11 protein-coding genes are annotated in these 13,002 nt (G+C 43.9%); all 11 read right to left on the bottom strand.

What is annotated here, in order from left to right:
- Positions 1-11 precede the first annotated feature (11 nt).
- The 11 genes from sufB to DXB91_RS03920 all read right to left on the bottom strand — a co-directional run bounded on the left by sufB (position 12) and on the right by DXB91_RS03920 (position 13,000).
- Positions 12-1,418 carry a Fe-S cluster assembly protein SufB gene (gene sufB, locus DXB91_RS03870; protein ID WP_117875438.1) on the bottom strand — a complete coding sequence of 469 codons (1,407 nt, stop codon included), beginning with the start codon at positions 1,416-1,418 and terminating at the stop codon, positions 12-14.
- A 3-nt stretch (positions 1,419-1,421) separates the two neighbouring features.
- A complete protein-coding gene (gene sufC / locus DXB91_RS03875) occupies positions 1,422-2,171 on the bottom strand; it encodes a Fe-S cluster assembly ATPase SufC (RefSeq protein ID WP_004851768.1) in 750 nt (249 codons plus the stop codon).
- Positions 2,172-2,280: 109 nt separating this feature from the next.
- Positions 2,281-2,691 (bottom strand): RrF2 family transcriptional regulator, encoded by a 411-nt coding sequence (locus DXB91_RS03880; RefSeq protein WP_015534709.1) that lies wholly within the window; start codon positions 2,689-2,691, stop codon positions 2,281-2,283.
- A 254-nt stretch (positions 2,692-2,945) separates the two neighbouring features.
- Positions 2,946-3,809, bottom strand: coding sequence for a DegV family protein (locus DXB91_RS03885; protein ID WP_118016872.1), 864 nt, complete (start codon positions 3,807-3,809; stop codon positions 2,946-2,948).
- A gap of 170 nt (positions 3,810-3,979) precedes the next feature.
- Positions 3,980-5,953 (bottom strand): GGDEF domain-containing protein, encoded by a 1,974-nt coding sequence (locus tag DXB91_RS03890; protein WP_243003509.1) that lies wholly within the window; start codon positions 5,951-5,953, stop codon positions 3,980-3,982.
- Positions 5,954-5,991: 38 nt separating this feature from the next.
- Complete coding sequence (locus DXB91_RS03895) at positions 5,992-6,939, bottom strand: type I phosphomannose isomerase catalytic subunit (RefSeq protein WP_022216165.1); 948 nt, start codon at positions 6,937-6,939, stop codon at positions 5,992-5,994.
- 568 nt (positions 6,940-7,507) lie between these two features.
- On the bottom strand, positions 7,508-8,533 hold the full coding sequence (locus tag DXB91_RS03900) for a glycoside hydrolase family 130 protein (RefSeq protein WP_022216164.1): 1,026 nt from the start codon (positions 8,531-8,533) through the stop codon (positions 7,508-7,510).
- 129 nt (positions 8,534-8,662) lie between these two features.
- Positions 8,663-9,841, bottom strand: coding sequence for a glycoside hydrolase family 130 protein (locus DXB91_RS03905; RefSeq protein ID WP_118016874.1), 1,179 nt, complete (start codon positions 9,839-9,841; stop codon positions 8,663-8,665).
- A 41-nt stretch (positions 9,842-9,882) separates the two neighbouring features.
- Positions 9,883-11,058 carry an AGE family epimerase/isomerase gene (locus tag DXB91_RS03910; RefSeq protein ID WP_117875443.1) on the bottom strand — a complete coding sequence of 392 codons (1,176 nt, stop codon included), beginning with the start codon at positions 11,056-11,058 and terminating at the stop codon, positions 9,883-9,885.
- A gap of 24 nt (positions 11,059-11,082) precedes the next feature.
- Positions 11,083-11,967 (bottom strand): carbohydrate ABC transporter permease, encoded by an 885-nt coding sequence (locus DXB91_RS03915; RefSeq protein WP_022216162.1) that lies wholly within the window; start codon positions 11,965-11,967, stop codon positions 11,083-11,085.
- A 1-nt stretch (position 11,968) separates the two neighbouring features.
- Entirely contained in the window at positions 11,969-13,000 is a 1,032-nt protein-coding gene (locus DXB91_RS03920; RefSeq protein ID WP_117875444.1) for a carbohydrate ABC transporter permease, read from the bottom strand.
- Positions 13,001-13,002 lie beyond the last annotated feature (2 nt).

Here is a 13,002-nt window from a genome sequence, read left to right on the forward strand (position 1 = left end):
ACCGCACCTCCTTAACCTATGCTGCCCTTCATCTCAAGACGGATGAGGTTGTTCATCTCAAGAGCATACTCAAGCGGCAGCTCCTTCGATACATTGTCTGCAAATCCACTGACGATACATGCTCTCGCGTCTTCTTCACTCATTCCTCTGGACATCAGGTAGAACACAGCCTCGTCACTGATGCTTCCTATCTGTGCCTCATGTCCCACATTTACCTTCTTGGTTCTAATATCCATGGCCGGTATGGTGTCCGAACGTGATAGCGAATCAAGCATAAGTGACTGGCAGGAAACTGCTGCCTTGGAGTCCTCAGCCTCCTTTGTCACTACAACTGATGAACGGAATGTGCTTATACCCCCGTCCTTGGAGATAGACTTTGTGTTGATATATGAGCTTGTGTCAGGTGCCGCATGAACTACCTTCGCTCCTGTGTCAAGGTTCTGTCCCTTACCGGCAAATGTAACTCCGGTGAACTCCATCCTGGCGCCCTTGCCCTTGAGCACGCTCATCGGGTAAAGGTATGACACATGTGATCCAAATGAACCCGATACCCACTCGATGGTTCCACCCTCTTCAACTCGAGCTCTCTTGGTGTTCAGGTTGTACATGTTCTTGGACCAGTTCTCTATGGTTGAATATCTGAGCTTTGCGTTCTTGCCGACAAACAACTCCACACAGCCTGCGTGAAGGTTCGCCACATTGTACTTCGGTGCTGAACAGCCCTCTATAAAGTGGAGGTCTGCTCCCTCATCTACTATGATGAGTGTGTGCTCAAACTGACCCGCGCCCGCTGCATTAAGTCTGAAGTATGACTGAAGTGGGATCTCAACCTTTACTCCAGGTGGCACATATACAAATGAACCGCCTGACCACACAGCTCCGTGAAGTGCTGCAAATTTGTGATCATGAGGGGTGACAAGCTTCATGAAATGCTTCTGCACCATGTCTGCATACTCACCTGTGAGTGCACTCTCCATATCAGTGTACACAACGCCCATGTCCGCAACCTCCTGACGGACATTGTGATATACGAGCTCTGAGTCGTACTGTGCACCAACTCCCGCAAGGGATTTTCTCTCAGCCTGAGGGATTCCAAGTCTCTCAAATGTATCCTTGATATCCTCAGGAACTTCATCCCAGCTGCCCTTCATCTTGGTATTTGGTCTTACGTAAGTAACTATATTGTCAATATCCAGACCCTCGATGGATGGCCCCCAGTCAGGCACCTGCATATTGTTGTATATCTGTAAAGACTCAAGTCTGAAATTCTGCATCCATGCCGGATCATGTTTCTCCTTTGAAAGCTGCTCAACTATCTCAGGTGTGAGACCAGCTTTAAGCTTATAGGCATCTTTGTCGTCATACTTGAAGTCATATATATTTCTGTCTATGTCCTCTACATATGTCTTTTCCTTCATCTTCTATATCCTTTCATACTCTGCAAATCCAGACTCGTTGATTTTGTCCACAAGTGATGCGTCACCAGTCTCTATGATCTTACCCTCAACCATGACATGTGTGTAGTCAACGGTGAGCGACTCAAGGATCTTGGTGCTGTGTGTAATGATCAGCAGACTTCCCTTGCAGTTCTTCTGGTATTCCTCGATACCTGCTGATACTGTACGGACTGCATCAACGTCAAGTCCTGAATCTGTCTCGTCAAGGATTGCCAGTGATGGCTTGAGCATCAGAAGCTGAAGTATCTCTGCCTTCTTCTTCTCACCACCTGAAAATCCCACATTCAGGTCTCTCTCCGCATATGAAGGATCCATCTGAAGGATCTCCATGGTTCTCTCAAGCTCCTTCTTGAAATCCCAGAGACGGATTCTCTTGCCGGTCTTCTGCTCAAGGGCATTTCTTATAAATGAGCTGAGTGTCACACCAGGCACCTCTAGAGGATTCTGGAATGAGAGGAATATTCCTGCCTTTGCACGCTCATTGACAGCCTCTTCTGTGATGTTCTTACCATCAAACCATATCTCGCCCTCTCTGACTGTATATCTAGGATTGCCCATAAGTGCATATCCAAGGGTTGACTTTCCGGTTCCATTAGGTCCCATAAGTACATGTGTCTCACCCTTGCCGATCTCCAGGTTCACACCGTGAAGGATCTGTTTATCCTCAACATCAACATGTAAATTCTTAACTTCCAATAATTTTTTATCTGACATCAGTCTGCCTCCTTTTATACCAAGCCCGACAATTGCTTTATCACTTCTATATCCGGCGATTCAATTGTCCCGCTTTAATTATCTTTTTGCTTGTATCAAATCACTCTGCTCATTCCACATTTCTGGCTATATCCGCCAATGTCTTACCCTGGAAATAATCCTGTATCAACTCCGCCAGTCCCTGCCATATCGGCAAAGTGTAGCACTGTCCGGATCTGTCACAGGTCATTGCGCTGTTCTTCATGCATGCCACCGGAGCAAGTCCACCTTCCGTGAGTTCAAGTATCTCCCAAAGCGTATATTCCTCAGGAGCCTTTTTGAGTCTGTAGCCTCCGCCATGTCCGCTGGCTGCCTCTATCAGATTTGCCTTGGACAGCATGCGCATTATACTCTCCAGATACTTCTGGGACAGTTCCTCTTTCTGAACTATTTCTTTTAACGGAATGAATCTGCCGTCGTGATTTATGGCAAGGTCTGCCATGACCCTCAGGGCATATTCTCCCTTTGAAGAAATCACCATATCTGTAAATCCTCCTTACATATGAGTGTGATCACATTCCAGCCGCAAATACACGGTCATTCCAGTCATCACCCTCATCCGCCATTTTTTGGCGTAATAAGTCAATATCTGACTCGCAAAAATAGGATATTCCCATTTACCTACTATGTCAATAGGTTAATACACAAAAAATAATAGAAGGTGCGGCAGCCTTCCATTATTTTTCATTATTTTGTCTATTTCAAGCATTTTATATAATTTATCCGTGCAGCAGTCTACTCATGATATGTTATTATCATCCCGTCTTTTCCCATATAATAGCTGCACAGCCCGCTTGCAGGTACGACGCTCACATCCGTGTCGAGCCATTCAGCCTTGATAAGATGCCCCAGCTTTTCTGCTCCCTCCTCATTCATACAGTGGCTTATGACCAGCTCTCCCCCTGCAAATCCCGTCTCCCGGAGAGTATCTATCAGCTTATCATATGTCTTCTTCATACCTCTGAATTTGTGTCTGAGTTCAATTCGTCCACCAGGTGATGCCACACCTATTGCGGATATATTGAATCTATGAGCCGCATAACCCACAAGCTTATTTAATCTGCCCGCCTTTATCAGGTTGTCCAGACTCCCCAAGGCAAACATTACCTGCGTCTCCCTCACTGCTTTGTCGGCAGCACTTACTATGGCATCAAATGAATCACCTTCATGAATACCTTCATATATTATATTTGTCAGCTGTTCCGGGAGCCCCCCGGCACCACATGTGTTTATCACCGCAATATTCCTGTCCGGATATTTCTCAAGCGCCATATGTCTTGCAGCTATGGCGCTGTTGTAACTTCCCGACAATGCAGCTGACAACGTAAATGCGATAACATTTTCCGCATCCCCCCACGCCTCAAGCCACGCATGGGGTGAAGGGCAGCTAGTTCTTCCGCCTGACCGGCAATTTGCAATATGTTCAAGCATCTTCTCTATATCTATACCCGGTTCGTCTATATAATCTGTGTTATCAACAGATATTACAAACGGAACCTCAGCATAATCTATTCCAGCCAGTCCATCCGTTCCATCCGGCACAAGCAGACTGCAGCCAGAATCCGAAACCAGTTTCCATCCATGATCATTTCTTTTCATCTCAACAACACCTCCATGCACAATATGCATCACACGAGTATTATTAGATATTTTTTCTGTATTTATACATTTTAGACATTTTTTCTGGGAGCATAGATTTTACAAAAAAAGGTATGATCAAGCTGCACTCAACGCAACCTGATCATACCTTTTATTTATTATATAAATTATCAATTTTTAACCTTAACAACATCCTTCTTCCTGTACTTCTTCACCTCATACAGCTTCTCATCTGCCATAGTCATGGCATTCTGAAGACCTTTCTTGTTATATTCTACGATCTGACAGTTTCCAAGCGATACACTCACTTTATAAGGCTTATCACAGTGCTCATTAAACTTCTCAAATGAACTGTATACTTCCTCAGCAAATGCATCTGCAGCGTCAGAGTCCTTAAGGCCGAGTACAAGACAGCAATACTCGTCTCCACCTATTCTGCCTACGATTCCATTATCGCCTACAGATTTGATCAGAATATCTCCTATGGTTTTAAGAGAGAAATCACCCTCATCATGTCCATATCTGTCATTGATGATCTTGAGACTGTTCATATCAGCGTAGAATACCGTAGCCGTCCTTTTCTGCTCCTCACATTCCTTGAGCAGCTGTAATGATCTGTCAAAGAAACCTCGTCTGTTCATGATTCCTGTAAGGGGATCCTGTTTTGACAGATTGTCAAGCATAATGTTATTTTTTTGCAAGATCGCCATACTCTCCTCAAGGCGCTTCATGATCTCCTCGTTCGTCTTGAGCAGATTGATCATCTTGACAGCAGCTGAGACCTGGTTTCCAAGAAACTCCCCATTCACCAGAACTCCTTCCGTGAGATCACACAGAAGAACTCCATAGAGTATTTCGTTGGAATACAGCGGCAAGAGTACATATATTCCAGCTCCTTCCACACCGAGGCTCTCAAAATCATAAAGATTTGATGATGACACCTTCTGGTTCACAGTGATCACACTGCTGACCTTCTCTTTAAGATCCTTAGTCTTGAGATATAACTGGTCAGGCAGTTCAAATGGCTCACCGATCAGATGTATTATTGGCTCTTTATATAAGAATATAAATGCATTCTCTATGTCCAGCCAGTCCATGGTGCCAAGAATCTCTCCATAACTTCTGTCGTTGCCTCTGTCAAAGCTCAAGACCTTCTGGATAAATGTCTTCATCTTGAACTGAGTTTTATTCCGCTCTTCCCACTGCTCTGAGAGCATATGGTTCATTGAGAGATATCCCTCAATGACATTCTTACTACGTTTTCTTGATCCGCCTTTTTTACAGAATGAATCCCTTCTGATAAACTCAGTAGGAAGTATCTTACTCTCAACCTGCTTGCCATCAATAAGCCTGACCATAAGATTTACAGCCTCTGAGCCAAGTTTTCCCGCGTCTGCACGCACAGTCGAGAGCGTCGGATATATCTGTGTAGCCCACTCAATATCATCGTAACCCATGACTGATATATCTCTTCCCGGCAGAATGCCCCTCGCCTTAAGTTCTTCATAAAAACCAGATGCACAGGAATCATTCACACAGAACACTCCCTGCATATCCGGATTTCTGTCCAGAATATCTCTGAAAACCTCTTTTGATTCCGATGTAAGATTGCCCTCCACATAAAGTCCCGGATCAAACTCTATTCCATGAGCCTCAAGCACCTCAATGTAGGTTCTCCTTCTCTCCTTTGCATCATAATTGGAGTCCGGACCGCCTATCATGCCTATTCTTGTATAACCAAGTTCCTCGATCATGTAATTGAGTCCTTCTCTTATGCCTGCTCCATTGTCATATCTGACACAAATCTGATCCGGCTCATCTGCAGCCACTATCACGCACGGCATCTTCAGATATCTTTTCATAAATTCGCTGATACGCTCCTTGGTTGCAAAGCAGCCAATACAACTCGATGCAACAATAACGCCGTCCAGATTCTCCTTTGTAGCATAGGAAAACAGTGTCTGATACTGATATTCATAATATATATCTGACGTTTCTGGGTATTCCCGGTCAAGAAACTTACCCGGAATAACAACTATATCGACATCAAGTGTCTTTGCTCTCTCTATAACCCCATGACAGAGCAGCCTCGTAAAATCATCCGTGATTCCGCCTACCAGAACACCTATCGTCTTTCTCTTCATAACTATCCCCCTTGACATTCTCTTCCAAAGGCAGGATCTTACTTGCTGACTGTGGATGCTACGATCTCCATATTGCCCTCAAACACTGGGTTGCTGTATCCGTTTGGCAGGATAAAGTGATCACCCTTCTTTATAGCGTTTCCATCCACTGTTCCACTTCCCGCAACTACAGACATGATGAGGAATGGCTTGTCGCCCACATTCAGCTCTGCCTTTCCCTCAACATCCAGCTTGTATACTGTGTAATACTTACAGCTTATAAGCTCACAGAGTTCATTTGCCTTATCTGCCTTGACACTTATAACGCTGTCCTCAACCGGCTTTGCAGGAACTGTTATAACATCTATGCTCTGCTTTACGTGCAGATCTCTAGGCTTTCCATTGCTCAGTCTGTCATAATCATAAACTCTGTATGTGATGTCACTGTTCTGCTGTGTCTCAAGAAGTGTAATTCCTCCTTTGATCGCGTGTACTGTACCGGGATCTATCTGAATGAAATCCCCCTTCTTAACAGGGATCTCTCTGATAAATTCCTTCCATTTCTTACCTTCGATCATATCACACAATTCTTCCTTTGTCCTTGCATTATGACCAATTACAAGTGTTGAATCTTCCTTGCAGTCAAGAATATACCAGCACTCCATCTTGCCAAATGAACCATTCTCATGTTCTGCTGCGTATGCATCGTCCGGATGCACCTGAATACTCAGATCATCTTTTGCATCGATTATCTTGATAAGCAGTGGGAATCTGACACCGTCTATACCGCCAAACAGCTCTCTGTGGCTGTCCCATAAGTCGGCAAGCGTCTGACCTGCAAACTCGCCATTTTTCACTGTACAGTTGCCATTCTCATGTGCCGCAACTCCCCAGCACTCACCTATATCATCGCCCTCAACATCATATCCGTATTCTTCTCTGAGCTTTGTACCGCCCCAGATATTGTGCGTAAACACGGGATTTAAAAAAAGTATTTCCTTGTTCATTGTCATTTTCCTCCTTTTGACGTACGGCAATTGTGTGCATATCCGTACGGTGTACACATCCGACTTGTCGGGCTCGGAACGCTCCCGCTCGTTTCGCCCTGCAGCGGATACTAAGATGCCGCTAACGCGCCATCTAAGTACCGGCGGGCTCAAATGTCCGAACCATGACAATGTCGAATATGTACACCTGTTACTGATTACACCATTCCCCAATTGCCTGTTCTATATAAGACGGTGAAGAAATCACATTTTTACACTGACCATGACTTCTTCACTCGTCATTTCCATGATAATGTATGTAACTGCTATTTTATTGCGTCTGTTGTCTTTTTTCTACATATTACAGTCTTTTTTCTGCCTTTTTAGTTTTTATGATTGCCAAAACCCTCAGAATCAAATTCAGCCCGGCTTACTGCCAGGCTGTCATAGTCTAAAAGTTTTGGCAATCACCTGCCATTACATTTCTTTTTAGAGGGGCCCCGAAGGCGGCGGGCACCGCCTTGGGAAATGAGAAAAAAATAATACAATTGCCGCGTATGAGTAGGGGCTCATAGCGATCTATAACTAACTATCTTCTACCGATCTCGGTATCAGAAGTTGTTACCACACTGTGCGACTTGATGTAATCTACGATCTCATCAAGCTTTGTGAATGCAAGGCCAACATAGCTGTCAGCTGCACCGTAGTAAATGGCGATCTTTCCAGACTCGCTGTCGTGAATAGTAGCACATGGGAAGCATACATTAGGAACAAATCCACGCTCCTCGTACCACTCTTCTGGTGTGAGAAGGAAGTTCTCACAACGATACTTAACGATCGATGGGTTGTCGATATCAAGGATTGCTCCACCGATTGAGTATACATAACCGTTACATGTTCCCGCTACTCCATGGTAAAATAACAGCCATCCTTCAGAAGTCTCAATAGGGGCTGCACCGCCGCCAATCTTGAGTGACTCCCACCACTCGCTGCTCTTGCCCATGACATGTCTGTGCTTACCCCAGTAAACCATATCAGGACTCTCACTTACGAATATATCACCAAATGGTGTGTGTCCACTGTCACTTGGGCGTGACAGCATCACGAAATTACCGTTGATCTTTCTTGGGAAGAGAACTGCATTTCTGTTAAATGGAAGGAATGGGTTCTCGATTCTCACAAATGTCTTGAGATCCTTTGACTTTGCGATGCCTATCGCTGCACCATAGAAATCCTGGCACCAGATTGCATAATATGTATCCTCTACCTTTACAAGTCTTGGATCATATGCGTATATAGGCATGAACTCTTCACCGTTCTCATCAACAAACTTGATCTTCTCCTCGCTGATATTCCAGTGGATAGCATCCTCGCTCTCTCCGAGGTAGATGTATGGAATTCCATTCACCTGCTCACCTCTGAATACTCCAACAAACTTTCCATCAAATGGAACTACTGCACTATTGAATATTCTTGCAACACCCTTTGCCGGATTTCTTCCTATTATAGGATTCTCTGTATATCTCCAGATTGGAGCGTCATGATTGTCATTTGCCGGTCTGTCCTGCCATGGCACGTTTGGCACAGGCTCGCTGAACATTTTTACTTCTGACATAAGTACCTCTTTCTTCCGGCATTTTAGCCGGATTTTTTATTTTATTATCACGTTATATGGTATCTGCACAGGCAAAGGGCATACTAACCAACGTGCTGTTTCATCTGGCAGCCCATATATTATACTTTCTTACTTGTCTGTATTCTTAAGGAACTCAAGGTTCTTCCTGATCAGCTCACATCTCTGCGCTACACACTCAACGCTTCTTCCCGGATCAGCAGGTGTGTTGAATACATAGTCGATGAGTCTGTCAACTGTTGTTGTTGCAACATGCATTCTTGTATCGCTTGATGCGTAGTAGATGAACACTTCGTTGTTCTCGTTTACGATGGCGCCATTTGTGAATACAACGTTGGATACATCGCCGACTCTCTCCTCACCACGAGGTCCGATGAGCATTCCTGATGGCTCAGCGATAACCTTTGAAGGATCATTGAGGTCTGTTGCAAATGCGTAGAGTACATATCTAAGACCGGCAGCTGTGTTTCTCACACCATGTGCGATGTGGATCCAGCCCTTGTCTGTCTTTATTGGAGGTGCACCTGCACCGTTCTTTGCCTCTGTTATAGTGTGGTACTTACGAAGACTTGTCATCTTCTCCTCGTCTATAACCGCATGCTCTATATCATCACAGAGACCGAATCCTATTCCGCTGCCGCTTCCTGTCTCGATGAAATCATCCATTGGACGTGTATAGAATGCGTACTTGCCATCCACAAATTCAGGGTGAAGTACAACATTTCTCTGCTGTGGGGAACGCAGAGTCTTGAGGTTGTCAAGGCGCTCCCAGTGCTTTAAATCCTTTGTTCTCACGATACCTGCTGCTGCAACTGCTGCTGAGAGGTCATTTACAGTTGTATCCTTGCTCTCTGAACAGAACACACCGTAGATCCATCCATCCTCGTGCTGTGTCAGTCTCATATCATATACATTTGTTTCCTCAGGACATACATCATCCAGAAGGATTGGATAATCCCAGAAACGGAATCCATCGATACCGTTGTCACTCTCAGCTACGCCGAAGAATGACTTTCTGTCATTTCCCTCTATTCTTGCGACAAGATAATACTTGCCGTTCAGGTAGATAGCACCTGAGTTCATGACAGCGTTAACTCCGAGACGCTCAATGAAGTATGGATTTGTCTCAGGGTTTAAGTCATATCTCCATGTGAGAGGTATCATCTCTCTTGTGAGTACAGGGTACTCATATCTGTCATAGATTCCATTATAGAAATCTGTCTTCTTATTCTTTCTCTCAAGAAGCTTGTTCAGTTTGTCAAGCTCTACATAATATTTCTCATTCATCATTTAGGCATTCTCCTTATAATTTGAAAGCAATTGAACGCTATCTACTTGCCGTCAGCGAGTCTGCTCATAATCTCAAGGCACATTCTGCCGTTGTGGTATGGGCACTTCCATGGCTCAACTATAGGACGTCCGACTCTCGGTGTTCCATCTGCATTCAGATCCCAGAACCACTCTGATCCCGGTCTCTTGTCGATAAAATATTCCTTTATGTACTCCCAGACTTTCTCGGCAGCCTCGTAATACTTTTTATCACCCGACTTTTGATAAGCATTTATAAATCCTACTATTGATTCCGCCTGAACCCACCATACTCTTACCGTGTATGGCACGCCCTTTTCACATTCTGTCAGAACTGAATGTCCATCGAAAGCAAGCTCATATATCTGCTCTGCAAGGATATCTGTTATCTTTGTAATCTTCTCTGTGTACTCTGTCTCTCCAAGCACCTCGGTCGCCCTATCCAGGAGCCATGATGTCTCAATGTCATGTCCGTATGAGTACAGATCGATCAGAGAGTTATAATCCTTATCAAAGAACACTTCCTGTCTCTTAAGCTCCGGATTGTATACCTTATCAGCAAATACATCGAGCAGCCATTTCAGGCGCTCCTTTACCTTGGAATCCTTGGATACCTTATAAAGTTCTGTGTAAGCCTCAAGTGCATGGAGCAGTGTGTTCATTGTTCTCTCTGCGAGAACACCATTCTCAGAAAGCTTATCATTTGACTCTGGCTTGAACTCTCTTGTAAATGCCTCGAGATAGCCACCTTCGTCAGTACATTTCTCTTCTATTGTATGGAAAAGCTGCAGGGCCAGGTCCAAAGCTTCCGAATCGCCGGAAGCTTCGTAATAGGCGGATAAGGCATATATACTAAATGCCTGATTGTAGGTGTGTTTTGTCGTATCTTTGGGTGAACCATCGTAATTCATGGACCAATATATTCCGCCATATTCCCTGTCTATACAATATTCTTTCAGAAATTCATATCCATGAGCAGCCTCATCTAGAAGCTTCGGGTCCTTGAGTGCCTTATACGCACTTGCGAAGAACCAGGTAATTCTACTGTTAAGAATACAACCCTTCTCAGCCTTTTTATCAAGGTTGAGGTCATAATCCATATACCCATAAAATCCGCCGTACTCATCATCCCTCAGGGCCTCCCAGAATGGGATGATAGCATCTATTAATTCTTTTTGAATTTCATTTCTCATATTCATGAACTCTCTTCTTCTAATAAATTATTAACCCTTTACAGCACCCTGTGTAATACCACTGTAGATCTGTTTCTGACAGCAGATGAATACTATAAGTGCCGGTATGATCGATATGATAACACCTGCACATATCAGGTTGTACTGGCTGCCCATAGGTCCTACGAACTTGTAAAGTGAGATAGCCATTGTCTTGATCTCCGGGCTTATGAGGTAAAGGTTTGCAGCGTAGTACTCGTTATAGATTACAACGCCTTTCAGTATACAAGCAGTAACGATAGCCGGCTTGAGAAGTGGAAGTATGATCTTCCAGTAGATGGTCCAGTATGATGCACCATCCACGATAGCTGACTCGTCAAGAGATACTGATATGTTCTCCATGAACTGTATAAAGATGTAGATCGAGATAACATCTGTACCACAGCTCATGATGATGTAACCATATAAGTGATCTATGAATCTCAGATCACCCATGATGTTGTAGACTGTAACCTGCATAGCAACTGCAGGGAGCAATGATGCCACAAGGAAAAGTGTTCTGATAAAGCCGTTTCCCGGGAACTTGAATCTATTAAGCACATATGCAAGCTGTGTTCCTATTACAACTGACACGATAAGTACGCATACCATGACTATTACTGAGTTGAGGAATGCACGTCCCATGTTGGCAGTCGTGAATGCCTTTACAAAGTTGCTGAAGTTCAGAAAGCTTTCAGGAAGTTCCATTACTGAAGTAGCCTTATACTCATCTGTTGTCTTGAAGGCTGTTGTAACACATGATATAAGAGGTACAACCGCACACAGTGAGAAGAATATGAGTACAAAGTACTTGAGGAAACCTCTTACATAATATCCAACGGTTCGTTTTTCTTTTATTGGTGCTATGCCTGGCACATCTGTCTTTCCTCTTGCCATGTTACTTGCCTCCCTTCGCAGAAGCAGTCATCTGCTTCATGTATTTCTTGGTATCTCTCTCCTGTTTCTTGCGAAGCTTCTTTGCCTTATAACTCTCATCATCTGAGCTTGAATCCTTGAAGATGTACTCAAAGAACAGCTTCTGAAGCGCAGCACATATAAGTATGATAAGGAGAAGTACAACGGCCATTGCTGAAGCAAGACCGACCTTCTGGCTTGTATGTGCTATCTTGTTCATGATGATGAAGTAAGTACCTGTTCCGTTTGCACCTGTTGTGATAACGAAAGGCTGCTCGAAAGCACTGAGTGATCCTGTTATTGCTAAAATTACATTTAATGTAACGATTGTCTTGATACTTGGCAGTATGATATATTTAAACTGCTGGAATTTATTTGCACCATCAAGCTCTGCCGCCTCATAAAGTTCTGCATCTACCGACATGATAGCTCCAATGAAGAGAACCATCATCTGTCCAAGGTATCTCCAGACCGAGGTTGAAACCAGTGTCCAGTTGTTGACACTCTGGTCTTTGAGCCAGTATGGAAGGTTGTCTAAGCTAAATCCACACAACTGAAGGATTGAGTCAAACACGAATCCTCTTGTGAAGAAGAATTTGAAAATGAAACCTACAGCGATACCACTGATAAGATAAGGGAAGAAAATAAATCCCTTGAAAAGGTTACCACCTTTTACTTTGAAACTCAGAAGAGTTGCAAGAAAAAGTGCAAGCACTAACTGTACAAGTGCTCCTACGATGTAATACAAACTGAGCTTTAATGCACCGAAACAGTCTTTTCTTGTGAACACATCGATATAATTTTCTAATCCTACGAATTCTCTCTTTTCTACAGGCGTCGTATATTTCATCTTGTAGAAACTAAATTTAACCATCTCTCCGAATGGTATATATGTAAATACTAATAGCAAAAGCAATGGGATAATTGCGAAGGCTGCGCATATTATAACCTGCTGCCCCTTCCTGCTTGACGCCCATTTACCAAAGCCGGATTGTTTTTTGTTAGCCATACTCATTC

The organism is Coprococcus sp. OM06-34AC, assembly GCF_003462545.1.
In the GTDB taxonomy this organism is placed as follows: domain Bacteria; phylum Bacillota; class Clostridia; order Lachnospirales; family Lachnospiraceae; genus Coprococcus; species Coprococcus aceti.

Bases quoted from the DNA above. Each gene is read 5' to 3' on its own strand.
- sufB (WP_117875438.1), bottom strand. From the start codon at position 1,418: ATGAAGGAAAAGACATATGTAGAGGACATAGACAGAAATATATATGAC.
- sufC (WP_004851768.1), bottom strand. From the start codon at position 2,171: ATGTCAGATAAAAAATTATTGGAAGTTAAGAATTTACATGTTGATGTT.
- DXB91_RS03880 (WP_015534709.1), bottom strand. From the start codon at position 2,691: ATGGTGATTTCTTCAAAGGGAGAATATGCCCTGAGGGTCATGGCAGAC.
- DXB91_RS03885 (WP_118016872.1), bottom strand. From the start codon at position 3,809: ATGAAAAGAAATGATCATGGATGGAAACTGGTTTCGGATTCTGGCTGC.
- DXB91_RS03890 (WP_243003509.1), bottom strand. From the start codon at position 5,953: ATGAAGAGAAAGACGATAGGTGTTCTGGTAGGCGGAATCACGGATGAT.
- DXB91_RS03895 (WP_022216165.1), bottom strand. From the start codon at position 6,939: ATGAACAAGGAAATACTTTTTTTAAATCCCGTGTTTACGCACAATATC.
- DXB91_RS03900 (WP_022216164.1), bottom strand. From the start codon at position 8,533: ATGTCAGAAGTAAAAATGTTCAGCGAGCCTGTGCCAAACGTGCCATGG.
- DXB91_RS03905 (WP_118016874.1), bottom strand. From the start codon at position 9,841: ATGATGAATGAGAAATATTATGTAGAGCTTGACAAACTGAACAAGCTT.
- DXB91_RS03910 (WP_117875443.1), bottom strand. From the start codon at position 11,058: ATGAATATGAGAAATGAAATTCAAAAAGAATTAATAGATGCTATCATC.
- DXB91_RS03915 (WP_022216162.1), bottom strand. From the start codon at position 11,967: ATGGCAAGAGGAAAGACAGATGTGCCAGGCATAGCACCAATAAAAGAA.
- DXB91_RS03920 (WP_117875444.1), bottom strand. From the start codon at position 13,000: ATGAGTATGGCTAACAAAAAACAATCCGGCTTTGGTAAATGGGCGTCA.